The 25,715-nt window shown below is 57.7% G+C and carries 21 protein-coding genes; 12 read left to right on the top strand and 9 right to left on the bottom strand.

The genetic code is table 11. The features are described 5' to 3' along the window. Positions 1-84 precede the first annotated feature (84 nt). The 3 genes from CA832_RS01585 to CA832_RS01575 all read left to right on the top strand — a co-directional run bounded on the left by CA832_RS01585 (position 85) and on the right by CA832_RS01575 (position 4,454). Entirely contained in the window at positions 85-3,324 is a 3,240-nt protein-coding gene (locus CA832_RS01585; RefSeq protein WP_088339806.1) for a TonB-dependent receptor, read from the top strand. Between the two features lie 88 nt (positions 3,325-3,412). Continuing rightward, positions 3,413-3,850: a hypothetical protein gene (locus CA832_RS01580; RefSeq protein ID WP_088339805.1), complete on the top strand. Its 438-nt coding sequence runs from the start codon at positions 3,413-3,415 to the stop codon at positions 3,848-3,850. A 13-nt stretch (positions 3,851-3,863) separates the two neighbouring features. After that, on the top strand, positions 3,864-4,454 hold the full coding sequence (locus CA832_RS01575) for a 3-keto-disaccharide hydrolase (RefSeq protein ID WP_088339804.1): 591 nt from the start codon (positions 3,864-3,866) through the stop codon (positions 4,452-4,454). Here the strand turns inward: CA832_RS01575 and CA832_RS01570 are convergent. Beyond that, positions 4,441-5,511 carry an endonuclease/exonuclease/phosphatase family protein gene (locus tag CA832_RS01570; protein WP_233131700.1) on the bottom strand — a complete coding sequence of 357 codons (1,071 nt, stop codon included), beginning with the start codon at positions 5,509-5,511 and terminating at the stop codon, positions 4,441-4,443. The genes CA832_RS01575 and CA832_RS01570 overlap by 14 nt on opposite strands. A gap of 61 nt (positions 5,512-5,572) precedes the next feature. Between CA832_RS01570 and CA832_RS01565 the strand changes: the two genes are divergently transcribed. Genes CA832_RS01565 through CA832_RS01550 form a run of 4 tightly spaced genes read left to right on the top strand, consistent with a single transcriptional unit; the run spans position 5,573 to position 11,018 of the window. Then, positions 5,573-8,341 carry a TonB-dependent receptor gene (locus tag CA832_RS01565; RefSeq protein ID WP_143542320.1) on the top strand — a complete coding sequence of 923 codons (2,769 nt, stop codon included), beginning with the start codon at positions 5,573-5,575 and terminating at the stop codon, positions 8,339-8,341. Next, on the top strand, positions 8,329-9,729 hold the full coding sequence (locus CA832_RS01560) for a DUF5689 domain-containing protein (RefSeq protein ID WP_088339802.1): 1,401 nt from the start codon (positions 8,329-8,331) through the stop codon (positions 9,727-9,729). The genes CA832_RS01565 and CA832_RS01560 overlap by 13 nt, the downstream gene beginning before the upstream one ends. A gap of 43 nt (positions 9,730-9,772) precedes the next feature. After that, positions 9,773-10,243 (top strand): ankyrin repeat domain-containing protein, encoded by a 471-nt coding sequence (locus CA832_RS01555; protein WP_088339801.1) that lies wholly within the window; start codon positions 9,773-9,775, stop codon positions 10,241-10,243. Positions 10,244-10,247: 4 nt separating this feature from the next. Next, complete coding sequence (locus CA832_RS01550; protein WP_088339800.1) at positions 10,248-11,018, top strand: amidohydrolase; 771 nt, start codon at positions 10,248-10,250, stop codon at positions 11,016-11,018. On the opposite strand, the gene CA832_RS01545 is transcribed toward CA832_RS01550, so the two are convergent. Together CA832_RS01545 and CA832_RS01540 are read right to left on the bottom strand one after the other, a co-directional pair. Next, on the bottom strand, positions 11,002-12,624 hold the full coding sequence (locus CA832_RS01545) for an Ig-like domain-containing protein (protein ID WP_088339799.1): 1,623 nt from the start codon (positions 12,622-12,624) through the stop codon (positions 11,002-11,004). The two genes, CA832_RS01550 and CA832_RS01545, sit on opposite strands and share 17 nt — an antisense overlap. 51 nt (positions 12,625-12,675) lie before the next feature. Then, positions 12,676-13,251, bottom strand: coding sequence for a ComF family protein (locus CA832_RS01540; protein ID WP_088339798.1), 576 nt, complete (start codon positions 13,249-13,251; stop codon positions 12,676-12,678). Positions 13,252-13,422: 171 nt separating this feature from the next. On the opposite strand from CA832_RS01540, the gene CA832_RS01535 reads away from it, so the two are divergent. Further along, positions 13,423-14,319 (top strand): hypothetical protein, encoded by an 897-nt coding sequence (locus CA832_RS01535; protein ID WP_088339797.1) that lies wholly within the window; start codon positions 13,423-13,425, stop codon positions 14,317-14,319. Positions 14,320-14,357: 38 nt separating this feature from the next. Next, on the top strand, positions 14,358-15,911 hold the full coding sequence (locus CA832_RS01530) for a glycine--tRNA ligase (protein ID WP_088339796.1): 1,554 nt from the start codon (positions 14,358-14,360) through the stop codon (positions 15,909-15,911). On the opposite strand, the gene CA832_RS01525 is transcribed toward CA832_RS01530, so the two are convergent. Then, on the bottom strand, positions 15,908-17,977 hold the full coding sequence (locus tag CA832_RS01525) for a TonB-dependent receptor (protein ID WP_233131698.1): 2,070 nt from the start codon (positions 17,975-17,977) through the stop codon (positions 15,908-15,910). The genes CA832_RS01530 and CA832_RS01525 overlap by 4 nt on opposite strands. 107 nt (positions 17,978-18,084) lie before the next feature. On the opposite strand from CA832_RS01525, the gene CA832_RS01520 reads away from it, so the two are divergent. Continuing rightward, positions 18,085-18,852, top strand: coding sequence for an exodeoxyribonuclease III (locus tag CA832_RS01520; protein ID WP_088339795.1), 768 nt, complete (start codon positions 18,085-18,087; stop codon positions 18,850-18,852). 18 nt (positions 18,853-18,870) lie between these two features. Next, complete coding sequence (locus CA832_RS01515; protein WP_088339794.1) at positions 18,871-19,911, top strand: NADP(H)-dependent aldo-keto reductase; 1,041 nt, start codon at positions 18,871-18,873, stop codon at positions 19,909-19,911. A gap of 107 nt (positions 19,912-20,018) precedes the next feature. On the opposite strand, the gene radA is transcribed toward CA832_RS01515, so the two are convergent. The 5 genes from radA to panC all read right to left on the bottom strand — a co-directional run bounded on the left by radA (position 20,019) and on the right by panC (position 24,802). Then, on the bottom strand, positions 20,019-21,377 hold the full coding sequence (gene radA / locus CA832_RS01510) for a DNA repair protein RadA (protein WP_088339793.1): 1,359 nt from the start codon (positions 21,375-21,377) through the stop codon (positions 20,019-20,021). 70 nt (positions 21,378-21,447) lie between these two features. Beyond that, a complete protein-coding gene (locus CA832_RS01505; protein WP_088339792.1) occupies positions 21,448-22,593 on the bottom strand; it encodes an alpha/beta hydrolase in 1,146 nt (381 codons plus the stop codon). Positions 22,594-22,621: 28 nt separating this feature from the next. Continuing rightward, complete coding sequence (locus CA832_RS01500; RefSeq protein WP_088339791.1) at positions 22,622-23,587, bottom strand: lysylphosphatidylglycerol synthase transmembrane domain-containing protein; 966 nt, start codon at positions 23,585-23,587, stop codon at positions 22,622-22,624. 2 nt (positions 23,588-23,589) lie between these two features. Continuing rightward, positions 23,590-23,940, bottom strand: coding sequence for an aspartate 1-decarboxylase (panD, locus tag CA832_RS01495; protein WP_088339790.1), 351 nt, complete (start codon positions 23,938-23,940; stop codon positions 23,590-23,592). Positions 23,941-23,953: 13 nt separating this feature from the next. Then, entirely contained in the window at positions 23,954-24,802 is an 849-nt protein-coding gene (panC, locus tag CA832_RS01490) for a pantoate--beta-alanine ligase (RefSeq protein WP_088339789.1), read from the bottom strand. A gap of 102 nt (positions 24,803-24,904) precedes the next feature. Between panC and CA832_RS01485 the strand changes: the two genes are divergently transcribed. Then, the gene (locus CA832_RS01485; protein ID WP_088339788.1) at positions 24,905-25,714 is read left to right on the top strand and encodes a glycogen/starch synthase; all 810 of its coding nucleotides are present in this window, start codon (positions 24,905-24,907) and stop codon (positions 25,712-25,714) included. Position 25,715 lies beyond the last annotated feature (1 nt).

Raw genomic sequence — 25,715 nt, 5'->3', positions numbered from 1 at the left:
GGAATTTTAACATTCCCTTAATGCGTAAGTGGCATTTCTACGCCACTTTTGCACCACTATTGCAAACCTAAATAACACGTGAACATGAAAAAATTAGTCTTAAGCTTACTCCTGGTTTTTTCCGCCTCCCTGGCGATGGCCCAAGGGGTAACCACCTCCGCGGTTAGCGGTCAGGTAACGGACCAGAATGGAGAGCCCCTCGGAGGTGCTTCCGTTGTGGCCGTACACGTCCCAACGGGTACCACCTACGGGGCCGCAACGGATTTCGACGGTTTCTACCGTATTTCCGGTATGCGTGCCGGGGGTCCCTTCCGCATTACCTTCTCTTACATCGGTTTTGAAGAAAATGTAAAAAGCGATGTATATCTCACCCTGGGGCGTACTTCCCAGTTCAACGTTGCCCTTTCCGAGTCTGCCACCGCCCTCGATGAGGTTGTGGTAACGGCCACCTCCACCGGCGTTTTCGGTGCGAACAAAACCGGTACGGAAACCACGATTTCCCAGCGCGAGGTACAAACTGTCCCGGCAGCGTCCCGCTCCATTGCGGATTTCGTGCGGATCACTCCCCAGGCCCAGGTTACTGAGGGTAACGACGGATTCAGTATCTCCCTGGCCGGTCAGAACAACCGCTACAACGCCATCTACATTGACGGTGCGGTAAACAACGACGTATTTGGTTTGGCCGGCTCCGGTACCAACGGGGGTCAGACCGGGGTTAACCCGCTTTCTGTGGATGCGATTGAGACCTTCCAGATCAACATTGCACCCTTCGACGTGCGCCAGTCCGGTTTCTCCGGAGGTTCCATCAACGCCATTACCCGTTCCGGATCCAACAACTGGGAAGGTTCTGCCTACAGCTTCGTACGGAACGAAAGCCTGGCGGGAAAAACCCCGCCCAGCCTGGTAGGAGACGATGAAGAGCGCGAGAAACTCGCAGACTTCAGCGCCCTGACCTATGGTGCCCGTATCGGCGGCCCCATTATCAAGGACAAGCTGTTCTTCTTCTTCAACTACGAGCGTCAGGAAGACGAAACCCCCCAGCCGTTCAACTTCAGCAACTACAGCGGGCGTTCTTCCCTGGCAGACCTGCAGAACCTGAGCAACTTCCTTAATACCACCTACGGGTACAACCCGGGCATCTTCGACAACAACACCCGGACCCTGGAAAGTAACCGGATCACCGCTAAGATCGACTGGAACATCAACCAGGACCACAAGCTGTCTTTCCGCTACGGTTACACCGATGCAGACAACCTGGAAGCCCGGAACTCCGGAAACCGCTTCATCGGGTTTATCAATGGTTCCGAGGCCTTTGTGTCCAAGACCAGCTCTTTTGCCCTGGAACTCAACTCCCGTTTCGGAAACAAGTTTGCCAATAACCTGGTAGTGGGGTATACCCGCGTTCGCGACGACCGCGACCCGGCCGGCGACCCGTTCCCGACAGTAGACATCCAGGACGGAGGGGGAACCCTCTCCTTTGGTGCTGAGCCCTTCTCCACAGCCAACCTGCTGGACCAGGACGTTTTCACCATTACCGACAACTTCGAGATCTACGCCGGGCGCCACACTGTGACCCTGGGTACCAACCTCGAGTTCGCCAAAATCAAAAACCTCTTCTTTGCCTTTAACTATGGGGATTACACCTTCGAAGACCAGTTTGACGACCAGGGGAACCTGCTCTCTTCCGGTCTGAACCAGTTCCTCACCGGGCAGGATGCCGACGTATACCAGCACGGATATTCTCTGGTGGGTACTGGCGTGACCGGCGATGAGTCTGCCGGTGCTTCCGAATTCGACACCTTCCAGGCCGGTTTCTACATCCAGGACGAGGTCCAGGTTTCCGACGACTTCCGCCTGAGCATGGGTGCCCGTATCGACGTTCCCTACTGGAGCGACGGAGTGGAGAATGAGGATTTTAACACCCGTACCATTCCGATCCTGGAGGCTGCCGGCAAGGACCTGCAGGGCGCCCGCGTTGGGCAGGGGATCGACCCGACCCCCATGTTCGCCCCACGTCTCGGATTCAACTGGGACGTTAACGGCAACAGCACCACCCAGATCCGTGGTGGTATTGGGGTATTCACCTCCCGCCTGCCCCTGGTATGGCCCGGTGGAACCTACAACAACAACGGGGTAACCGGTGGCTTTATGTTCCGCTTCGGCCAACCCTTTGAGCCGAATGTACAGAACCAGTTCGAGGATCCGGCCCCGGGAAGCGGCGGAACCGGTGGTAACGTAGACCTCATTGCCAAGGACTTCAAACTCCCGCAGGTAGTGAAGTACAACATCGCCATCGACCAGAAGCTCCCCATCTGGAACCTGATCGGTACTGTAGACTTCCTCTACACCGATGTGATTACCGATGTGTACTACCAGAACCTGAACATAGGAAGACCTGTAGGTTTCTACGAAGGTGCGGACAACCGTCCGTTCTACGACCGCCGTACGGTTATCGACGATACGTACCAGGGGGTTTACCTGGCCTCTAACACCGGTGGCGGGTACTCCCGCAACCTGACCTTCACCCTGCGCAAGCCGTTTGAAAATGGCTTTGCCGGGTCGGTTTCCTATACCTACGGGGATTCCTTCAAGATTTTCGACGGAACCTCCTCTCAGAACAGCTCCCAGTGGCGGAATATGCAAACCGTAAACGGTAAGAACTCCAACCTTCCCGTTACCCGTTCCGATTTTGCCCTGGGCAACCGGATCACGGCCAACGTTTCCTACGAAATTCCGTGGAGCGACAACGTGAAGACCACCATTGGCCTGTTCTACGAAGGATACCAGAGCGGTCCTTACAGCTTTACCTATAACGAAGGACGTGACCTGCTCAACGACGACTCCCGCGACAACGCCCTGATTTTCATCCCGGCGCGTGAGGCAGACATCGTACTGGTAGGGGACGACCCCGCCGCCGAATGGCAGCGTCTGGAGACCTTTATCAACAGCATCGACTACCTGCGCGAAAACCGCGGAGAGTATGCCGAGCGCAACGCCGTACGCGGTCCGTGGAGCCACATCGTGGACCTGAAGCTGCTGCAGGATTTCAGCCTGAACTTTGCAGGCAAGAAACACACCTTCCAGCTTTCTGCCGACGTCTTCAACTTCACCAACCTGCTGAACAAGGATTGGGGCAAGCGGACCTTTATCCGCAGCAACGTATCCCCGCTGACTACTATTTCCACCGGAGATACCCCCACCTTCGAGGTGAACGATGCGGTTGTGAACCCCGACGGTACCCCCAACATCGAAGAACTGGACGACTTTGGTCTGGCCTCTTCCCGTTGGCAAGCCCAGATCGGTCTGCGCTACATTTTCAACTAAGCGCTTCCGAATTACAGAAAGGACCCCGGCCCAGCGGCCGGGGTTTTTTTATGCCAAAAAGGGTTACCTTTAGCAAAAACAATACTCCATGGAAATCCTGCGTACCGTTCACTCCTATATGGCCTACGTGGCCCTGGCCTTCCTTATTCTGGCCGTGGTTAACGCCTTTGCGGGTCTGGCAGCCAAACGGGTGTTCAATATGCACCGCGACCTGCGCCTGAGCCTCTTTGCGCTCATTTTAAGCCACCTCCAGCTGGTAGTGGGGCTAATCCTTTATTTTGTCTCTGCCAGTGGCTTTAATGCACTTAGCAACGTGGGGATCGGCAACCTGAATTCCGCCGCCCGCCTGCTGGCCCTGGAGCACCCGCTTATCAACATCATTGCCATTGCCCTGATTACCGTGGGCTGGAGCCGCCACAAAAGGTTTATGGAGGGCGACAAGAAGTTCAAGAGCATCGGGATCTTCTACGGGATAGGCCTGGTGCTGATCCTCAGCCGCATCCCCTGGAACCTTTGGTTTGATTAATTAAAACTCCGATATGAAACGCATCTTCCTCCCCCTGTTCCTGATGGGGCTTATGGCCGCCTACGCCCAGGAAACCGAATTATTCAACGGCAGCAACCTCGATGGCTGGACCGTTTACGGCACCGAAAAATGGTACGTGGAAGACGGCCTGCTGGTATGCGAAAGCGGCCCGGACAAGGGCTATGGCTACCTGGCCACCAATGCGCATTACAAGGATTTTGAACTCACCCTGGAATTCCTGCAGGAGGCCGACGGCAACAGCGGGGTTTTTATCCGCTCTACGGTAGAGGGGACCAAAGTAAGCGGCTGGCAGGTGGAAGTGGCCCCGCCCGGGAGTGACACCGGGGGCATCTACGAATCCTATGGCCGCGGGTGGCTCATCAAGCCCGAAGCCGGGAAGCCCGATGTAAAAATGGGCCAATGGAACACCATGAAAATCCGCGTATCCGGAGATACGGTTACCTCCTACCTGAACGGGGTGGAGATGGTGACCCTCACCGATGAGAAAATCGGGGCCGGGGAAGGCTCCATTGCCCTGCAGATCCACGATGGGGGCGGTATTAAGGTGAAGTGGCGGAACATCCGCGTGGTTACTCCGATGTAGGCCCTGCAGGCTTAATCAAAAATGCATATACCGGGAAGTGGTCGCTGTACCCGCCCAGATAAACCCCTCCGGCATAGGTCCGTAAAGGGTAGCCCCTGTATGGTCCGTCTGGTGTTATCAGGTACCCGGGCCGGAATATTCCGGCCTTCCAGAAACGATACTCTGCTTTTTCCATTAACCAGTTGTGTCCTACCAGGATCTGGTCAAATAGGCTCCACTGGTCCCGGTAGGCCAGGGAACCTTCCCCGGAACGGTACCAGTTTTCCATAGGATTATACAGGAGGTTTTTCGGGATGCTGTCTGCAATTGCCGTAGTCCCCAGGCCAAATCTCAGGCTGGCATCCGGGGGGTTGTCATTGTAATCCCCCATAGAAAGGAACCGCGCCCCCGGGTCCTCCCTTAGGATGGAATCCAGGATGCGGCGCTGCAGGGCAGCTGCCTGTTTCCGGTAAGGGGCGCTGGCCAGCTCCCCCCCGCTGCGCGAAGGCCAGTGGTTTACCGAGAGGTACACGGGATCCCCATCCAGAGTTCCGTGCACCACGAGTTGGTCCCGGGTGTATTTCCGGTTGTTTTCGGTGTCCCGGAGCACCAGCCGCCTGCTTTGGGCATCCAGGACGCTAAAGCTGTTCCGGTTGTACAGGAGGGCTACGTCTATCCCCCGGTGGTCCGGGGAATCGAAATGGACGATACCGTATGGGATTTCCCGCAGGGGGTCCTGAAGGAGCAGGTCCTCTATAACGCCGCTGTTCTCTACTTCGCAAAGGCCTATCAGGTCCGGACTCCTGCCCGACTCCTCCTTGCCGATGGCCTCCAGCACAGTTGCCAGGTTCAGGAGTTTCGCTTCGTACCGCTCCCGGGTCCATCCTTTCCCGCCCCCGGGGGTGTATTCCTCATCGAATACAAGGGTGTCATTTACCGTGTCGAAGAGGTTCTCGACATTGTAGAAAGCAACCGTTCGGACCTGGTACCTGCCGGGAGGGGGTTGGCTAAGTTCAGGTGTATTACACCCCGTAAACAGACACGGGACAAAGGCAAAGGGTATCCATTTCCAGGTCATGGCGCAAAAGTAGCCTTGACTCCTGCATGCGCCGTGCAGGGTATGGCCTTAGGTTTGCCGGATGCCATACACCACCGCTCCATTCCATTTGCAGTTCCTGCCCATTTGTCTGCTGGCCGTGTTCCTGTCGGGATTCAATCGGCTGCAGGGCCAGCAGTGCCAAGTCAGCGGAAGGGCCATGGATGCCCAGCACCGGTCGCCCCTGGCCGGGGTCCTGATCTATGCGGTTGGCAGTCCGGATTCGGTGCGATCCCGGCAAGATGGGCATTTTGTCCTTGCTGTGGGGCGCAAGGTTCAGGAAATCCGAATGGAGGCCGACGGGTATGCATCCAGGCGTTTCCCCATTGATTTTCACGCGGGTGATAGTCTTGCCCTTGGAGAGGTAGGGATGCGGCCCAGGACTGCAGAACCCGAACGGGACTTTATCGTCATTGGAGAGGCCTCGGAAACCGAAGGGGAGTCCCGGGACCAGGCATCCGGTTTGCTGACAGCCTCCCGGGACCACTTCCTAAGCAGGGCAGCATTCGACTTTAGTGCCGGGTTTTTCCGTCCCCGCGGCCTGGCATCTTCTGAAACACAGGTTTATTTTAATGGCATACCGGTAAACAGCGACCTGGACCGCCGCCCAATGTGGCGGCTGTGGAGCGGCCTTACCGATATCGCCCGCCGCCCCGAAACGTATGTGGGCAGGGCTTTTTCCGCCCATGGGTTTGGAAGTCCCGGCGGTACTGTGGCCATTGAAGCCATGCCATCGTCCCTCCGGCCCGGAAGCCGCGCCACCCTTTCGGCCAGTAGCCGCAGTTATGCGATGCGGCAGATGTGGACGCACAATTCCGGCCCGAATCCCAAAGGCCTTGGGTATCTGGTATCCCTTTCGCACAGGTGGGGGAACACGGGGTATGTCCAGGGGACGCCCTACAGGTCTGTAGCCGGTTATGGCGTCCTGGAATGGAAGATTTCCCGGGGGCTTTCTGCCTGGCTTTCTGCGGTTGTGAGCCGGACCAGGCGGGGGCGTTCGGCAGCACTTACCCAGGAGGCAGCAAAGCTCCTGGGGCATCGGTATAACCCGTATTGGGGCAAGGATGAAGGCAGGGTTCGCAATGCAAGGGAGCAGTGGGATATGGAACCCTTTATCACTGCGGGGATACGGAAGCAAGGGGAGCGCTTTCAATGGCGGCTTAGCAGCGGATACCACTGGGGAAGGCGCACGTCCACACGCCTGGCCTATTTCAACGCCCCTAACCCAGACCCTGTGGCCTACCGGAATATGCCATCCTATTACTACAATGCGCCTATCGGCCCCAATTTCGAGAATGTGGCCCGTGCTGCTGCATCCCTCCGGCGCAACCCCCAGATAGATTGGGGAGCATTGCGAAGGGCAAACATGGCCGCCCCGGGCGGTGAGGCGCGCTATGTGCTGAGCGGGGACGAACAACAGTCCGGGCGATGGGTATTGCGGGCTTCGGGCCGTTATCGGTGGAATTCGGGCTGGCACCTGGACGCGGCTGCACAGGCCCATGGCACACAGGTGCACCATGGGGCCCGCGTCCTGGATTTGCTCGGGGCACAATCCATTTCCGATACCGATCCGTTTACCGGCACCCGAAATGATATGGAGGGATCAGGTGGAAAAGGACCGGGGGATATCTGGGGGTATTCGTATTCCCTTCTCTCAAAGGGTTGGGAGGTTTTTGCGCAAGCGGGGCTTGCAGCCGGACCCTGGGATGCGGGCCTGGCCCTGCGCTATGGCCATCGGCGGTTTATGCGTATGGGCCATTTCAGGAATGCTCGCTATCCGGACGAATCCCTCGGGGAAAGTCCCTGGGATTTGTATTCTGAAGCAGGTATTAAGGGTTTCCTGGGCTACCGGTATTCCGGCCGTCTTTGGGTGCGGGCCTATTTTGGGATGGAGACCCGGGCCCCCGGGCTACAGGAGGTCTTCACCGATCCGCGGGAGCACAGCCGGATATTTCCGGACCCCAACCCCCCTTCCGCCTCCGGGGGTTCCCTCACCCTTTATGGGCGATACCCCCGGACAACGGTCCGGATAAGCGCCTATTACAACCGGTTCTCAGGAGGGCGGTCCTTGCGCTCCTATTTTACAGAAACGGCCTATGGCGCTGCCTTTATCCGGGAAATTGCAGGGCAAATTGGCCAGCGGCACCTTGGCCTGGAAGGTGGGATAGTGTACCAGGCCAGCCCGGTGGTTAACCTGAATCTCGCCGGTGCCTTCGGGGTAATGCAGTACTGGGGAAACCCGAGGCTCTGGTTACAGGCGTATCCCGGGGGGGATCGCGCCCAGGGGTTTCCGCCGGATGGATTGCTGGATGCCGGGCGGGCAGCGCTGGGCGGAAGCCCCTATCCGTCGGGGCCGCAATGCTCCATTGCGGTTGGCGCAGGTTACCGGGACCCGACTTACTGGTGGCTCGACCTCAGGGCCATTTATTTGGGCGGACAGTATGCAAGCCCAGCCTTTTTGCGCCATACCCAGGGGTTTGAAGGCCTCCAGGAGGCGCCGGAAATAAATCCGGCCGATGACGGGCCCCACTCCCTGGGCGCTTCCAGGAAACCGCTGGCTTTGCCGGGGTATTACCTGCTGAACCTGAGCCTGGGCAAATCCTGGCTTATCGGCAAACACTATATAAGCGGGTTTCTGGGGCTGAACAATTTGTTCAATAACCGGTATCGGACGGGGGGATACCAGCAGGGCAGGCTGGCCACCTATCAGGAATACAGGACGGACCTGAGAAGCGGGCATCCTTCCTTTGGGCCCCGGTATTGGAGGGGATATGGCAGAACCTTTTATCTGAATATAGCATGGAGTTTTTAAAGCAGCGCCTGGGGCGCACTTGGTTTTCCGGGATGTTTATTTTGAGTATGGTCGCTCTGGCCTGTTCTCCGAACGAAACACAGGACCCGCCTGGGGATCCCTGTAAGAACGAAGGCCTGGAATTTATGGAGATGGCGCAACTGGATCTGTTCCTGGACGGAGGCTTGCACGAATTCTCGGAGGCGCGCTATCTGGAAGGATATGTGACCGCCACCGGCCAGGGCGGGAATATTTTCGGGAGCCTGTACCTACAGGACCGATTGGAATCCCCAACGCGCGGTCTGGAAATCAAAACGGACCTGTTGAACGCGTTTACCTATTTCCCGGAGGGCTCCCGGGTCCACATCCTCTTGTCGGGCCTTTTCCTGGGGCGCAGTGGTGCCGGGTGGGCCCTGGGCAGCCGAAGGGACATCTTTGGGAATCCCGTCCTGGACCGCCTTCCGGCCCAGGCAACCCTTGAGCACATTGTCCTGAGTTGCGAACCGGGGGGTGAAATTGCTCCATTGCCGGTACGGGCGGATTCCCTGCGGGAAAGCCACCTGCATACCCTAGTCCGGATCCCTGATCTGGAAGTGGCCGCGGAACACCCCGTGCCCACCTTTGCGCTGGAGGGAGAAGAAACCCTGGTCCCCCTTGTTGGGTGTGAAGGTACAGGGATTGAGCTGGTCAATAGCGGGTTTTCAGACTTCCAGGCCGAAAACCTCCCGGAGGGCAGCGGTACGGCCACCGGCATCCTGGTTGGTCGCAAAGGGGACTTTCAACTGTTGTTGCGCCGGGCTGAGGATCTCGACCTTTCCGGCCTTACCTGCGAAGAACGCTATCCGCCCATGCGTTCGGACAGCATCCTGATATCCGAACTGGCAGACCCGGATAATGAGGCGGGTGCCCGCTTCCTGGAGCTCTACAACGCCGGGAAAACAGCTTTAAACCTCAGGGGTTGGAAACTCCAGCGGTATACCAACGGCAATAGCAGCCCGGGCATGGAGGCAGACCTCACAGGACTGGAACTGGATGGAGGTGCAACCCTGGTTTTTTCGGCAAACCCCGGGGTATTCCAGGCCGTCTACGGGTTTGCGCCCGATGTGGAATTGCGCGCCAATGGCCCGGCAGACTCCAACGGGGACGACAATATCCTGCTGGTGGATCCTTTTGGAACAGTGGTCGATATTTTCGGGATCCCCGGGGAAGATGGCAGTGGCACCAGCCACGAATTTGAGGACGGCCGGGCGCTTAGGAGGCCAGAGGTGGCTCGGGCCTCTGACATATTTCAACCTTCCCAATGGCAGGTCTGGAACGATACCGGCGCCTCCGGGACCCTGCGCCAGCCCATGCTGGCGCCGGCAGATTTCACCCCGGGGCAGCACCCGGAACCGCTTCAGCCGGAGTAGGACTTGCGCAAAGCAGACCGAAGTTTTCCGTACCTTTGAAGGTATGAACGCCAACGCCTTTTTCGAACTCATCCGCGAGGGCAACCTCTTCGGGGTCAGGCAGGCCCTGGAGCAGGACCCCAGACTCCTCTCCGCCCGCGACCCCCGGGGGTCTACCCCCCTGGTGCTGGCGGCCTATTACAACCACAGTGAAATCGTAAAATTCCTGCTGGAACAGGGTGCCCCGGTAGACGAAACGGACGCCACCGGGAACACCGCGCTAATGGGTGCGTGTTTCAAGGGGTACGCAGAATCGGCCCAGGTGCTGATCGATGCGGGGGCCAACGTAGATGCGGTAAGCCCCATGGGGGGCACCTGCCTGATCTTTGCGGTTACCTTTGGCCGCACGGAAATTGTACGCCTGCTGCTCAATGCCGGCGCCGATACCACGGCCTGCGACGCCCGGGGCCAGACGGCCCTCTACCATGCCAAGTCTCAGGGCAATGCCGACATGATCTCCCTGCTGGAATCCTGACCCTATGACCCTTACCGTTGCCCTGGTCCAAACCACCCTTGCCTGGGAAGACCCTGTAGCCAACCGGGAACACCTGGACGGCCTCCTGGGACAAATAGCCCCGGGTACCGACCTTATCGTCCTGCCCGAGATGTTTACCAGCGGTTTTACGATGGAACCCCGCAACATCCCGCCCGAGGAAGCGGAAAAATCCCTGGACTGGATGGCCCGGTGGGCCCGGAAAACGGATGCCGCCATCGCGGGCAGCCTGGTCTGGCCGGAGGGTGAGCTGTTTTACAACCGCTTCTTCCTTGTGGAGCCCGACGGGACCTGCCACAGCTACGACAAGCGGCATACCTTTACCCTGGCGGGTGAGGACAAGGTCTATACCCGCGGCAACCGCCAGGTAATTGTCCCCTTCAGGGGGTTTCAGTGCTGCCTGCAAATCTGCTATGACCTTCGCTTCCCGGTCTGGAGCCGCAACATCCAGGATTACGATGTGCTGATTTATGTGGCCAACTGGCCGGTAGCCCGTATTTCGGCCTGGGACACCCTTTTAAAGGCCAGGGCTATTGAGAATATGGCGTATGTGGTGGGAGTGAACCGCGTTGGCACCGACCCGAAACTTGAATATTCCGGCCATTCGGCCGTGTACGACCCCCTTGGGGCTTCCCTGGCCTATCTGGAAGGGGAATCGGGCATCTTGCATGCAGAGCTTTCCAAGGCCCACCTGGAGGATACCCGCCGGCAGTTGCGTTTCCTGGAGGACCGGGACCGCTTTACTCCCGGATGGTAAAGGTGCGCACGTCTTCCCAGTTGGCCCGCATTTCTATGGGGGCAGGGAAGTGGATGACCCGCTCCGGCTGTCGCTGTTCCAGGAATTTACCCGTATCCCATTTCCCGTTTCCGTTGGCATCCAGGATGATCCGGAACCGGTACGTCCCGGGGTTCAGCCAAGGGAATTCCAGCGTCTGGGGTTCGGAAAGGGCCACGCGCCGTATCAGGCGGTCCCGCTGGTCGATGAGCTCTGCCACCACCGGGTAGGTCACAGCCCCTTCCAGGTTCATCTTCAGGGTGCCGAACTCGTCCGGGGCCCCTGTACTCCACCGGGTCTGCAGGCTGTCGTTGGTCCCCATGAAAAAATCCGTCATCGCCCCGGGGAACACTTCCAGGCGGTAGGTTTGGTTGGGGGCTTTCTCAAAATCCAGGTTGATCCGGTAGGATAGAGAATCGGACCGCAGGGAGAAGGGTACGGGGACGGTATCCTGGTCTACCAGCCGGAACATGGCGGTATCTACCGAAACCAGCGGCAGGGTCGCTTCGAAATACACCGAGTCCAGGGGTGTGAGCGAACCCGTTGGCGACCAGGAGATCCTCAGGGTGTCGGCTGCCTGGCCGGAGATGGGCTTAACGGTAAAGGTATCCCGCTGCTGTTCGCGCTCCGGGTGGGTCAGGACAAACCTGAGCGAGTCCGCTTCGAAGGGGCTCATCCAAAGGGTCAGGCTGTCTTTTCCGGGTTCCCGGACCAGGGCGGTCCGGACCGAATCGGGCAGAGGGGTCAGTGGCTCCACCAAAGGGGCTACCCCCCCGGTAAACCCGAAAAGGATGCGGTTGGAGGCGGCAAAGGAGGGGGTGCGGACCCCGTATTCCGGGATTTCCCGGAACAGGCGCAGCACATAGGTGGAATCGGTGGGAAGGGTTATGGTGTCTGCCACAAACCCGATTTTGTCGGCATTCGGGGTAAAGGTATTGTCCTTCCCCTCGTCCTTGAGGGCTATCAGCCGGTACTGGCCGGGCTTCAGGTTGCTGAGCTGGAAGACCACGGCGCTGTCCAGGGTATTGGTCAGGTAATAGGGGGGCTCCTGGTAAACAGTAGAGTCCGTATAGGTGCTGTCCAGCTCGTACAGCATTACGCTGATAAAGGGGTCGGCCGTGCGGTTGTACCCATCGGCCACAGCCCCCTGAAGGCTCAGGGAATCCAGGAAATCTCCGGTGGAGAAAACATAGGTCAGCAGCGGGTAAGGATTCCCCTCATTGTGGTCTACCACGCTTTGCCCGAAGTTGAGCGTATAGGTGGTATTTTCCAGGAGGGTGTCCACAATGTCGATCTGGATGTATTTGCTCGCTCCGCCCAACGGGCTGATTTCCGGGGGGTATTTCATGGGGGGCGAAATGATGAGCTGGTTCTGGACGTCTTCCAGGCGGATGTACTCATCGAAGTACAGCCGGATGCGCGATGCCGAAAAGCCCGTGGTCCTGTTTTCGGGCTCCGCCCGCAGCAATACCGGGGGGGTCACATCCTTGGGGCCCCCGCTGGGAGACCCGCGCCGCCCGCACTGGGCCAGGGCCACCAGCAGGCAGAGGGCAAAAGCCGCCGTGGGCAGGCGTCGAAGAAGGTTCATAGGCCAGGGATCTGAGCCACAAAGAAACGATATAATTTACAGATCGGGAAACTACGGTACGGCCGCGAGGGCGGCGATGTAAAGGGATATTCCGCCCTCGGCTTCAAACGCCTGGCAACAGGCGCGAAGGGTGGCCCCCGTAGTGATCACATCGTCTACCAGCAGGACGCGGGCCCCCCGTGGCAACTCCCTGCCGCGAAGCCGGAAGACCCCGGTTGTCCCCGCATGCCTCCCCCGCCGCCCTTTGCGGGTCTGGGTGCGCCGGAAACGTTCCCGTACCAACAGCCCGGGGGCATAGTGCCCCCCGGTGGTCCCGGCCAGGGCCCTGGCCATCCCATGGCACTGGTTGTACCCCCTGTGGAGCAGGCGGCGCCAGTGCAGGGGAACGGGGACAATAAAATCGAATGAGGGGCAAAAAGGGTCCCGCAAAAGGGCCTCACCCATCCAGGCCCCGAAAGCCCTGCCAATGCCCTCCCGTTCCTGGTATTTGAGCTGGTGGACCAGGTGCTGCACCATGCCCCCGGCTTTATACTGCAGCAGGGCCCAGGCTTTTTTTACGGCTTCTTCCCCGTAAAATATGCGGTCTACGGGGTTTTCTTCCCCAAAAGAGTACTCGGTGAGCGGCAAATCGTGCCGACAAAATGCACAAAGCAGGGATTCTCCCCGATATAAGTGGGCATTACATCCAAAACAGAGGGCGGGCAACAGGAAGTTGTTGGCCCCATTTAGTATTTTTGAAACCTTGGAATACACCGAATCCGCATTTCATACGTTAACCTACAAAGGAGGCTTCCCCAAATGACTTTTCAGGATACCAAGTTTAACTTCAAGATCATTTTGGCCGCTCTCATTGCGGTGATCATCGGCATCCTGATTGCGTTCTACTACAGCTATGCCCAGTCCCGAACCGAGATTTCCTACCTGGAGCAGGAACGGGAGCTCCTTATGAAGGACCTCACCCTGATGCGCACCGAGGTAGACCGGCTCTCGGCCCTGAACGAGGTCAACGAAATTGAACTGGAAGACAGCCGGGACCGCGTCCAGCAGCTCATGGACTCCGTGGGCCAACTCAACTACGACATTGCCAAGCTGCGCGAATTTCGGCGCGAACTCCGCAAATTGGAATCACGGTACGACAGTATAAAACTGCGCAACAACTACCTGCAATACAACAACAGTGTCCTGGCAGACCGGTACGAGGAAGCCCGCGACCTCATTGAGGAATTGCGGGGCCGCAGCAATACCCTGGCCGAGGCCGAGGCGTTGCAGCGCGAGAAAATCCGCGAACTGAGCCAGGAGCTCAAGCGCAAGAGCTACCTGAAGTTGCAGGACCCCGAAGGCAGCGGCTTCCGCATGCGCTCGGAGCGGCCTATCCGGACCAACAAGGCCTCTACCATCGAAAAGCTCCGGGGGTGCGTCACGGTTATGGGCAACCCTAATGTGGTCTCGGAAGAGAAGGTGCTCTACCTGCAATTCCTGGGTCCCAACATGCAGGTTATCGAAGACAATGCCACCATTGTTTCGGTCAACGGCAATATCTACAGCAAGCGGGCCGAACTCATCTTCCTGGGCGAGGAAATGAAAATCTGCGACTTCATTACCGTACCGGAAGGCTCCCTGCAACCGGGCATCTATACCCTCAATGTTTTCGAGGATGAGAAACTCCTCGCCACCACGGAATTTCAGCTGAAATAATCATCGGCCTTTTTCCCTGAATATTCTATTTTTGCCCAATGGCAAAGCAAGAAGACGATTTCAGGAAAGTAATATCGCACGCGAAGGAATACGGGTATGTAGTCCAGTCCAGCGAGATTTATGACGGTTTGAGCGCCGTTTACGATTACGCCCAGAACGGGGCGGAACTCAAGAAAAACATCCGGGAATACTGGTGGAAGGCCATGGTGCAGCTCAACGAGAACATCGTGGGCATAGACGCCGCTATTTTTATGCACCCCACCACCTGGAAGGCCTCCGGGCACGTAGATGCCTTCAACGACCCCCTGATCGACAATAAGGACTCCAAAAAGCGCTACCGGGCAGACGTCCTGGTAGAGGACCACGTGGCCAAGATCGAGGCCAAGATAGAGAAGGAAGTGGCCAAGGCGGCCAAGCGCTTCGGCGATGCCTTCGACCAGGACCAGTTTATGGCTACCAACCCGAGGGTGCTGAAGTACCAGGAAGAGTCCCAGGCCATTATCCAGCGCCTGGCCCGTTCCCTTGAAAAGGAGGACCTGGCCGATGTAAAGGCCCTTATCGAGGAACTCGAGATTGTATGTCCCCTTTCCGGATCCCGCAACTGGACGGATGTCAAGCAGTTCAACCTTATGTTCGGCACCAAGCTGGGCGCCAGTGCAGACACCGCCATGGACCTGTACCTCAGGCCGGAGACCGCCCAGGGGATTTTCGTGAACTTCCTCAATGTGCAGAAATCCGGACGGATGAAAATCCCATTCGGGATCGCACAGGTAGGGAAGGCCTTCCGGAATGAAATTGTAGCCCGGCAGTTTATTTTCCGCATGCGGGAATTCGAGCAGATGGAGATGCAGTTCTTTATCCGCCCCGGCAGCCAGAAGGAGTGGTACGAGCACTGGAAGGAGGCCCGGATGAAATGGCACCTGTCCTTGGGGATGGGGCCGGAGAACTACCGCTTCCACGACCACGAAAAACTCGCCCACTATGCCGATGCCGCGGCCGATATCGAATTCCGCTTCCCCTTTGGTTTCAAGGAACTGGAGGGCATCCATTCCCGTACCGACTTCGACCTGGGCAACCACGAGAAATACTCCGGAAAGAAACTGCAGTATTTCGACCCGGAACTCGAGGAGCATTATGTGCCGTACGTGGTGGAGACTTCCATTGGCCTGGACCGGATGTTCCTGGCGATCTTCTCCCACGCCTTGCAGGAAGAGACCCTGGAGGACGGCAGTAGCCGGACCGTCTTGCGGTTGCCGGCCGTACTGGCACCCACCAAAGCAGCCATCCTGCCGTTAATCAAGCGCGATGGGTTGCCGGAGCTGGCCCACGAAATCGTGGACCTGCTCAAGTGGGATTTCAATGTGCAGTACGACGAAAAGGATGCTGTAGGCCGCCGCTACCGCCGCCAGGATGCCGCCGGCACCCCTTTCTGCATTACGGTAGACCACCAGAGTCTGGAAGACCGCACCGTGACGCTCCGCTATCGGGATACCATGGAGCAAAAGCGCGTTTCCATAGATGCCCTCGCCGCCCATATCCACCAGGAAGTGGATATGAAGCAATGGCTGCAGCGGATGGAGCAGCCTGCCTAAAGGGCCCAGAGCAGCAGCAGGCCGGTGTAGTAATTCCGGTTATTGCCGGGGTAGAAGTACCGCGGCTGGGCGCCCCCGAAACTCCCGGCATTGATCAGGACCGAGCTGGCGTAATTCGCGTTGGCCAGGTTGTTGATGCCCAACTGGAATTCGGCAGTTAGTTTTCCCGTCAGCGCCCTTCGATACCCCCATTGCATACTCAGCAGCTGGTAGGGATCGCTGTAGACCGAGGCGTCGTCCCGCAGGGGTATGGGGTCCACATACTGGTAGGTTGTGTTCCAGTACATACCGCCCTGGCTCCGAAGGCGCACCCCCCCGTATACCCTGTGGCGTGGGACCCCGGTAAGGGGGTTCCCGGAATAATTGTTATCCCCGTCCACAAATTCCCTGAAACTATGGTCGCTCAGGGAATAGGAGAGGTATGGGGCCAGGTTCCAGCGGCCTATGGGCCATTGGTATTCCGCTAGGAGTTCCAGCCCCTGGTGGCGGGTGCGGCCGGCATTGCGCCCCACAAACTGGTCGTCTCCCACCCGTTCGGCTACCAGCAGGTCCCGGATCTCCATCCGGTACAGGGAGCCCGAAACCCTCAAGCGCCCTTCAACCGCCAGCCATTGCCCCCCGGCCTCGTAATTGACCCCTTTTTCCTGCCCGATTTCCGGGTTTACTAGCCCGTCCGGGGTCAGGGTTTCCTCCAGCCCCGGGTTGCTGAAGCCCCGGCTGACATTCAGGTAGAGGGAGGAGCCCCCCGGGGCCTCATATCTCAGGTCGAAACTGGGTAGCAGTACCGGGTCGAAGTCCCTTTTCCCGGAACGGTTATCCGTCCCGGTCCGGAAGAGGTCGCGGTAATCGTACCGGGTATGGTTCAGGGACAGGCCGGCGCGTGCTGTAAGGCGGGGTGCCACGGGCCAGCTCAAACTGGCAAAAGCAAAAAACTGGTTGCGGAATTCCTTGTTGCGCGAGAGTTGGTCCCCCTGCAGGCTGCCGTTCCCGTTGTTGTCCTCATAGCGGTTCTCGTACGTGCTCCACTGGTAGCGGTCCCGGTAGAGTTCCCCTCCCCATTCCGCCTGTGCCCCCGCAGGGCTCAGCGGAAGGCGGAACACGGTTCGGAGGCCATACCCGAAGGTGGTTTCGTCCAGAATGTTGAAGGGCCGCGGCTCATAGTGGTCCAGGTAGGTGGCAAAAAGGCTGGTGGTATTTTCCAGGGCCTTGCCCAGCTTCATGCGGTTGGCCAGGCCGAAAAGACTGTAGCGGTTGGCTTCATAGCCTTTGGCTGCAGCCCAGGTAAAGGCGGCTTTGGTGGGCTCCGTTTCAAAATCGGTCCGGTTCAGGGAACTCGGGATTTCGGCCCGGTAATCGATATAATTGGCCAGGAGAGAGAGCTGGTGGTCCTCGGAAAAAGACTGGGTAATCCCTACCAGGACTCCATCCCGGTCGAAGGCGTTGTTCTCCCGGTATCCCTGGGTGGTCAGTTTGTTGTAGCGCACCTCCGCGCTGAGGTTTCCGTCCTGGTGTTCCAGGGCCAGGTTGGTCTTAAACATCCCGTAAGAACCCGTGGTGGTCCTGCTCCTCAAAAAGGTGCCATCCTGGATGGGACGGTCGCTTTCCAGCAACAGGGCACCGCCCAATGCAGCCCCGTAAGCCCCGGATTTAGGCCCTTTTACCACGCGGATGGCATAGAGGTCCTCCAGGTCGTAGGCTTCCAGTGCCGATACCCCCGTGCCGTTGGTTACCGGGATGTCGTTAAAGTACATCCTCAGCTTGTCCGTGCCGAACGGGGTCCGGGCCCCTACCCCCCGGATGGTGATGCGGTTGGTGTTCAGGGCGCCGGAGAGCATATAGAGGCCGGGCACCTGGTTCAGGGTCCCGGCGAAGTCTACCGGGTTTTGCAGGCGGATGGCCTGTTCTGTGAGGGTTTCGACGGGCACCAGGCCCAGGGCAGAAGACGGGTCGCGTTCCAGGCTGAGGACCACTTCGTCCAGGCCAATGATACTGTCCTTGGGAGTTTGCTGGGATAGGGCCGGGTAAAGCCAGAAAAGCAGGGGGAAAATGAGGCAGATGCGTTTCACGTACCAGGGATTAAAACCGTAAAGATAAGGGTAAAATTAGGCTGCCCGCGGAACGCTGTTTTCACGACTCCCGGGCAATGGTTATTTTTGCGGGAAACCCGCCCGCATTGAAGATTGCATCCTATAACGTTAACGGTATCCGCGCCGCCATAAGGAAAGGCTTCCTGCAATGGCTGGTGCAGACCGGGCCGGACGTGATCTGCCTGCAGGAGATCAAGGCGCAGGAAGACCAGCTGGACCTGGAAGCATTCCACAAGGCCGGGTACCCCTACCATTACTGGTACCCCGCCCAGAAAAAGGGATACAGCGGGGTGGCCATCCTCTCCCGCCAGCGCCCGGACCACGTGGAATTCGGGACCGGGATAGGCTATATGGACGAGGAAGGGCGCAACCTGAGGGCCGATTTCGGGGGCGTTTCGGTCATGAGCCTCTACCTGCCTTCCGGAACCAACATAGCCCGCCTGGAGCATAAAATCCGGTACATGGCGGATTTCCAACAGTACGTGAACCGGTTAAAGGCAGAGAAGCCGGAACTGGTCATTTTGGGGGACTACAACATCTGCCACAGGGCCATCGATATCCACGACCCGGTCCGCAATAAGAATGTATCCGGCTTCCTCCCCGTAGAACGGGAATGGATCAGCAACTTCATAGACAGCGGTTTTATAGACAGCTTCCGGTACTTTAACCCGGACCCGCACCACTATACCTGGTGGACCTACCGGGCGGGTGCCCGGGCAAAGAACAAGGGCTGGCGCCTGGATTACGGCATGGTCTCCACCCCCCTGGAACCCCGGCTGAAACGCTCGGTGATCCTCCCCAGTGCCATGCACAGCGACCATTGCCCCATCCTTTTAGAACTCAGCGAATCGTAACGCATATCCAAACCATCCATGAAATACACTACGCTCCCGAATACCGACATAAAGGTTAGCAAGATCTGCCTGGGCACCATGACCTGGGGCCGCCAGAATACCGAGGCCGAAGGGCACCAGCAAATGGACTACGCCGTAGCGCAGGGCATCAACTTCTTCGATACGGCAGAGTTATACCCCATTCCACCCCATGCGGATTTCCACTCGCTCACAGAGGAATACATTGGCAAATGGTTCAAGAAAACCGGAAAACGCAGCGAAATTGTCCTGGCCACCAAAATTGCCGGGAAGGCCCCATTTACCAAATACATCCGGACTACGGGCTTCAGCCCGGAGTCCATCCGGGAGGCTGTGGAGGGAAGCCTGCGCCGCCTGCAGACGGACTATATCGACCTCTACCAGCTGCACTGGCCGGAACGCAACACGAATTATTTCGGGAAAAGGGGGTATGAACACCGGTCGGACGACCATTGGGAGGACAATATCCACCAGGTGCTCGAGACCCTGGCAGACCTTATCGGCCAGGGGAAGATCCGCCAGGTAGGCCTTTCCAACGAAACCCCATGGGGGACCATGCGCTACCTGGAGGAGGCCAAGGTGCATGCCGGGCTGCCCCGGATGATCACCATCCAGAACCCGTACAGTTTGCTCAACCGGACCTTCGAGGTGGGCCTGGCCGAAGTCTCACACCGCGCTAAAATCGGGTTATTAGCCTATTCACCCCTCGGTTTCGGAGTGCTCAGCGGGAAATACCTGGGGGGCCGCAGCCCGGAGAAGGCCCGCATTACCCTTTTTCCAAATTACAAGCGCTACAGCAGCGAAACGGCAACGGCAGCTACCCAGGCGTACAAGGATATTGCGGACCGGCACGGGTTTTCCCTGGCACAGATGTCCCTGGCCTTTGTCACCTCCAGGCCCTTTCTGACCAGCAACATTATCGGGGCCACCTCCATGGAGCAGTTACAGGAGAATATCGGCAGCATCGACCTGGAGCTTTCTACAGAGGTTCTGCAGGAATTGGAGGCTGTGCATGAGCAATATCCTAATCCGGCGCCCTGATTAATGTGCTAATGTGCTAATTTGAAAATTTGAAAATGATCACTTTTGCCCATTAACCCATTAGCACATTAGCACATTAACATACCGGTTCATTTACCCATTGAATATCATCCAAAAAGCCGCCGCAACAAGTCCTCCACTTTGCCCACCCGGACAATCTCTATGCCCGGTTTCTTTAGGCTGGTTTTGGCATGGGAGGAAATAAAGATCCGGGTAAAGCCCAGCTTTTGGGCTTCCCCTATGCGCTGGTCTATTCGCGGGACCGGGCGGATTTCGCCGGCCAGCCCCACTTCTCCTGCAAAGCAGGCGCCCCGCTCCAGGGCGATGTCTGAGGTGCTGGAGAGGATGGCGGCCAATACGGCCAGGTCTATGGCCGGGTCGTCTACATGGATCCCCCCTGTAATATTCAGGAAGACATCTTTGGCGGCCAGCTTAAAGCCGGCCCGTTTTTCCAGGACTGCCAGCAGCATGTTCAGGCGCCTGGGCGGGAAGCCCGTGGCCGAGCGCTGGGGGGTGCCATATACGGCCGTACTCACCAGGGCCTGGATTTCGATCAGCAGGGGGCGGATGCCCTCCACGGTGGCTGCAATGGCGGTCCCGCTCAAGGCCTCGGTGCCCTTGGAAATCAGGATTTCCGAGGGGTTGGCTACCGGATGGAGCCCATCCCCCTTCATTTCGTAAATCCCCAGTTCGGAAGTGGACCCGAAGCGGTTTTTAAGGCTGCGTACAATGCGGAAGAGGTGGTTGCGGTCGCCCTCAAACTGCAGGACCGTATCTACCATGTGCTCCAGGATCTTGGGCCCGGCAATGGTGCCGTCCTTGGTGATATGCCCGATCAGGATCACGGGGATGTTGGAGACCTTGGCAAATTTGATCAGTTCTGCCGTGCATTCCCGGATCTGGGAGATGCTTCCGGCCCCGGCTTCCAGGTAGTCTGAGTGCAGGGTCTGGATGCTGTCTACCACCACCAGCCCGGGCTTTACAGCCTCAATTTGCTGGAAAATCCTGCTGGTGTTGGTCTCCGTAAGGATGTAGCAGGCTTCGGCCCCGGGGGCAATCCGCTGGGCGCGCATTGCAATCTGCCGCTGGCTTTCCTCCCCGGACACATAAAGGGTGGTAAAGTCCTGCTTCAGGGCCAGTTGGAGCATCAGCGTGCTTTTGCCAATCCCGGGCTCCCCGCCCAGCAGGGTCAGCGACCCGGGCACGAGCCCGCCCCCCAGCACGCGGTCCAGTTCCGCGTCCCCCAGGGGTACCCGCATTTCTGCTTCGGACCGGATTTGGCCCACCGGGAGCGGTTTGCTTGCTTTTCTGGGGGTATCAGCGCTTTGCCAGCCCGCGGTTTTCGGGGCTTCCAGGACTTCCTCGGCCAGGGTGTTCCAGGATTTGCAGGAGGTGCATTGCCCCTGCCATTTGGCAAATTGGGCACCGCAGTTCTGGCAGAAATAAGCCGTTTTGGTCTTGGCCATAGCGAAGGAAGGACTTTGGCCTAAAGATACGCGCTCCTGCGCAATGGGCAAGCGGGGATACGCCTGTGGGTCAGAACCCGAAGTCCGCCTTCAGGGCATCCATTTTCTCCAGGGCCATCTCCTTGGTCAGGAAGTCGATTTCCTCCATCCCGAAGGCCTTTTCGAAGGTGCGGAGGGCTTTCTTGGGTTCCCCGAGTTCCTCGTAGTACTCCCCTTCGAAATAAAAGCCGAGCATGGTTTCCGGGAAGGCCTCCTTGCAGAGGTCCGACAGGGGTTTAAGGGATTCGAAGTCGCCCTTTTTCCTGCACCCGGCATAGATGGCCAGTACATCGTCCAGGTCCACGCTTTTGCGGAAGCCGAAAAGGGATTCGATGGTGTTGTAGCGGTTTTCCAGGTAGCTGAAGACCGGTTCTTCCGAAGTCAGGATGTTTTCCCGGTATTCCCGGGGGCTGATGGGCTTAAACAGGGAAAAGGTGCGGTCCCAGGCCTGGCTGATGCCATAGGCGCCAATGGAGATGTCGTCGGCCTCCGGGTATAGGTCAAAATAGTAGTGAAGCCCTTCCCGCTTGATCTGTCCGATCCCGGCATCCATGGCTTTGATGCGTTCCAGGTCTTTGCCGGGGGCCCCTTCCGCAATGAGGTGATAGAAGATTTGCTGGTCCAGTTCGGCAAGCCGCATGGGTACGCGTGTTTCCATTTCCGGGGCCAGGAAGGGGGAGATGCTGATAAACCCATGGAAGAGCGAGGCTTCTTTGAAGAGGTAAAAGTTGCCGAAATTGGCCGTGATGTCGTACCCCACAATCATTTTAAAGGGCGCCACATTATAGGCGCTTACCATGTAAGGGATCAGTTCCAGCCCGATGAATTCGTAAAAGGCCTTGCCCTTGTCCGAAGGCAGGCCGCTGTCTTCTTCAAAGGCACAATCGTACCAGCGCAGGTCGTCCTTTTCCTGGTGGATCCCCACGATAAGGGTCTCGGGCATCCCCTGGTATTTGCTGTGGTATTTGGAGACGGCCACCACCTGGTCGAAGAGGCGTTCGGCATCGAGGACAATCACCAGGGGGTACTGTTTGTCCGGGGTGTAGGATTCCGGGATATAGTAGCTCACATCCCGTCGCTCCTGCAGTTTGAAGGATTCAAAAATTTCCTGTTTGACCTGGGCCGCAAGGGGCAGCAGGCAGAAAAATGCCGCCATGGCGGCCAAAAGACGTTTCATAGGACTGGTTTTGCGCTTGGTGCAGGGCTTATTCGGCCCTGTTCCATAACGGCAGCAACAGGAAAGATATTGCACCGAAAACGAAGACCATCAGGGTCTGGGCAATCCACATGATCCACCCGAAGGCATCCCCGGAAACCGCACTGATCCCGAAGAGCCCCAGGCTCTGGCTTACTGCAATGGGGTACAGGCCCAGGCCTCCGGGGGTGGCCGTCATGGCAAAAGCCCCGGCCACAAAGGCCACCAGCAACTGGCCCGGATCCAGGGATACCGTTTCCGGGACGGTGTACTTCACGACCCAGAACATGGCGAAATACGCTCCCCAGATAAAGACAGTATGGCCCAAAAAGGCCCATTTCCGTCGGATTTTGAAGACACTGAGGACCCCTTCCAGCAGGCCGCGGATAAACCCGCGCATTTTCAGGGCCAGGGGGGAATCCGACATCCGGAGGAAGGCGCGGAGGATAAAAAGCCCGGCAATGCCCCCAACGAGCAGGACCAGGCTGCCGGTAAGGCCAAGGCCCTGCTCGGAGAGGAACCCGGAAATGATATCGGTCTGGGCAACCAGGGTGATCAGGATGACCAGGAAAAGCATGATCAGGTCTATGATCCGCTCGGTGACGATGGTCCCGAACCCCTTCTGGAAGGGGACGCCTTCGTAAGTGGCCAGGGCAGTGGCCCGCAGGAATTCCCCGGAGCGGGGGATGCCCAGGTTGGCCAGGTATGCCATCAGGATAATGAGGATGTTATTGCGGATTCGCGGGCGGTACCCCATCGGCTCCAGCAGGTAATTCCACCGGATGGCCCGGCTGATATGGCTCAGGATGCCAATCAGGATGGAAATGCCCACCCAGAACAAATTGGCTTCCCGGATATAGCGGACGATCTCACCCCTATCCTCCGGAGAGGTCATCTGGTAGGAATATCCGATGAGGAAAAGCCCAAGGGCAATGGGCAGGACAATCTTAAGCGCTTTTTTAAGGCCGGGCTTCAAGGTTATCGGAGCAGGTTGGTGGCTTCGTCGGGGAACACCAGGGCCGGGTTGAAGCTTCGGGCTTCCTCCACTTCCATCCAGGCATAGGTAATCAGGATCAGGATGTCACCCACTGCCACCTTGCGGGCCGCCGCCCCGTTAAGGGTGACTTCCCCACTTCCCCGGGGTCCGGGGATGGCATAGGTTTCCAGGCGCTCACCGTTATTGTTGTTAACGACTTGCACCTTTTCCCCCTGGATGATATTGGCTGCGTCCATCAGGTCTTCGTCTATGGTAATGGAACCGATGTAATTCAGGTCGGCTCCCGTTACCCGGACGCGGTGAATCTTGGACTTGACGACTTCAATTTTCATGGGGCAAAGATACTTAATTAAGGGCGATGTTGTCGATGAGCCGGACCCCACCCAGGTAGGCTGCGGCAAAGGCGCGGTATTTTTTCCCTTTCCCCTTGCGCATTACTGGCCTGAGGGTATCTGCATTGGCAATTTCAATGTACTCCAGTTTAAACTCCGGATGATCGGCAAAGGCCGCCCGTACAAATTCCTTTACCTGGGTAGCACTTTTCGTGCCAAACATCGCTTTGGCACGCTGCAGGGTTTTGTAAAGGAAGGGGGCCTGGGCGCGTAAGGGGGCCGACAGGCGTGCATTGCGGGAACTCATGGCCAGGCCGTCGGCTTCCCGCACAATTGGGCAGGGGATAATAGCCACGGGTAACTTCCTGTTTTCTACAAGTTTGCGGATAATCTGCAATTGCTGGTAATCCTTCTCCCCGAAGTAGGCACGGGTGGGTTCTGCCAGGCGGAGCAGGGCTTCCACAATGGTCCCGACCCCGTCAAAGTGTCCGGTGCGGTGGGCGCCTTCCATCACCTGGTCCAACCCGTCGAAGTTGTACCGCTGCGAATCTACGCGGTCCGGATACATTTCATCTACCTCCGGGGCAAAAACCACAAGGGGTTTTCCCAGGGTTTCCAGGGCCTCCATATCCCGTTCCAGGCCCCTTGGGTAGTTACTGAGGTCTTCCGGGTTGTCGAACTGGGTAGGATTGATAAAAATACTGACGATAACCACCTCATTTTCAGAGAGTGCCCGTTTAACCAGCTCCAGGTGCCCGGAGTGGAGGGCCCCCATAGTGGGCACCAGCCCCACGGTCTTCCCTGAAAGGCGTGCTTCCTTGCGGAAATTCCGTAGTCCGGATTTGGTTTTCAATAGCTGCATAGGCCCCTCAAATGGGGTGCAAACTTACTATAATTACGGCTATTCTGCATAATTTTTGTAATTTTGCGGCTACGTTTCCTCGCGAATCAAATACCGCGCTTTATGAATGGTAAAAAGATATTGTTTGTATCTTCTGAATTAGTGCCCTACTTACCCGAGAACGAGGTTTCCCTGATGTCTTACGAAGCACCCCGGATGGTCAACAGCAAAGGCGGCCAGATCCGGATATTCATGCCGCGCTACGGGAACATCAACGAGCGGCGGCACCAATTGCACGAGGTCATCCGCCTTTCCGGTATGAACCTGGTGATCAACGATATGGACATGCCTCTGATTATCAAGGTGGCCTCTATTCCCAAGGAGCGCATTCAGGTGTACTTTATAGACAACGAGGAATACTTCAAACGTAAAGCCACGTTTGCGGATTCGGACGGCAACCTCTTTCCGGACAACGACGAGAGGGCCATTTTCTTTGCCAAGGGGGTGGTGGAAACGGTCAAGAAACTGAACTGGTCACCGGACATTATCCATGTCCATGGCTGGATGGCATCCCTGCTGCCCCTGTATCTGAGGGAGTACTACGCAGATGAGCCCTTGTTTGCAGACAGTAAAATCGTCACCTCCGTCTACGGCCGGAGTTTCGAAGGAAGCCTCAACCCGGAACTCGGCGCCAAAATAGCCTTCGACAATATCTCCGAGGCACAGGTGGAGTCCCTGAAAACCCCGTCCTACAATAATTTGTTAAAAGTGGCCATGGATTATTCGGACGCCGTTATCTTAGCCGCCGAAGATATTCCCCAGGACCTGGGGGATTACATTGCCAAGCTCGATAAACCGGTATTGCCCTATGTGCCCTTCCAGGAGTTCGAGGAGGCATACACCAATTTCTACAATACCGAAGTCCTAAAATAGG

It is taken from the genome of Robiginitalea sediminis, from assembly GCF_002198115.1.
GTDB classification, from domain to species: Bacteria; Bacteroidota; Bacteroidia; order Flavobacteriales; family Flavobacteriaceae; genus Robiginitalea; species Robiginitalea sediminis.
The sequence above is the reverse complement of the archived record's forward strand: the minus strand, read 5'-3'. Positions and strand labels throughout refer to the sequence as shown.

What these genes read in the sequence shown, in the direction of transcription:
- CA832_RS01585 (WP_088339806.1), top strand. Translation starts at nt 85, where the DNA reads ATGAAAAAATTAGTCTTAAGCTTACTCCTGGTTTTTTCCGCCTCCCTG.
- panD (WP_088339790.1), bottom strand. Translation starts at nt 23,940, where the DNA reads ATGAAAATTGAAGTCGTCAAGTCCAAGATTCACCGCGTCCGGGTAACG.
- CA832_RS01530 (WP_088339796.1), top strand. Translation starts at nt 14,358, where the DNA reads ATGGCAAAGCAAGAAGACGATTTCAGGAAAGTAATATCGCACGCGAAG.
- CA832_RS01515 (WP_088339794.1), top strand. Translation starts at nt 18,871, where the DNA reads ATGAAATACACTACGCTCCCGAATACCGACATAAAGGTTAGCAAGATC.
- CA832_RS01570 (WP_233131700.1), bottom strand. Translation starts at nt 5,511, where the DNA reads ATGACCTGGAAATGGATACCCTTTGCCTTTGTCCCGTGTCTGTTTACG.
- CA832_RS01575 (WP_088339804.1), top strand. Translation starts at nt 3,864, where the DNA reads ATGAAACGCATCTTCCTCCCCCTGTTCCTGATGGGGCTTATGGCCGCC.
- CA832_RS01535 (WP_088339797.1), top strand. Translation starts at nt 13,423, where the DNA reads ATGACTTTTCAGGATACCAAGTTTAACTTCAAGATCATTTTGGCCGCT.
- CA832_RS01560 (WP_088339802.1), top strand. Translation starts at nt 8,329, where the DNA reads ATGGAGTTTTTAAAGCAGCGCCTGGGGCGCACTTGGTTTTCCGGGATG.
- CA832_RS01545 (WP_088339799.1), bottom strand. Translation starts at nt 12,624, where the DNA reads ATGAACCTTCTTCGACGCCTGCCCACGGCGGCTTTTGCCCTCTGCCTG.
- CA832_RS01550 (WP_088339800.1), top strand. Translation starts at nt 10,248, where the DNA reads ATGACCCTTACCGTTGCCCTGGTCCAAACCACCCTTGCCTGGGAAGAC.
- CA832_RS01580 (WP_088339805.1), top strand. Translation starts at nt 3,413, where the DNA reads ATGGAAATCCTGCGTACCGTTCACTCCTATATGGCCTACGTGGCCCTG.
- CA832_RS01555 (WP_088339801.1), top strand. Translation starts at nt 9,773, where the DNA reads ATGAACGCCAACGCCTTTTTCGAACTCATCCGCGAGGGCAACCTCTTC.
- panC (WP_088339789.1), bottom strand. Translation starts at nt 24,802, where the DNA reads ATGCAGCTATTGAAAACCAAATCCGGACTACGGAATTTCCGCAAGGAA.
- CA832_RS01505 (WP_088339792.1), bottom strand. Translation starts at nt 22,593, where the DNA reads ATGAAACGTCTTTTGGCCGCCATGGCGGCATTTTTCTGCCTGCTGCCC.
- CA832_RS01565 (WP_143542320.1), top strand. Translation starts at nt 5,573, where the DNA reads ATGCCATACACCACCGCTCCATTCCATTTGCAGTTCCTGCCCATTTGT.
- radA (WP_088339793.1), bottom strand. Translation starts at nt 21,377, where the DNA reads ATGGCCAAGACCAAAACGGCTTATTTCTGCCAGAACTGCGGTGCCCAA.
- CA832_RS01485 (WP_088339788.1), top strand. Translation starts at nt 24,905, where the DNA reads ATGAATGGTAAAAAGATATTGTTTGTATCTTCTGAATTAGTGCCCTAC.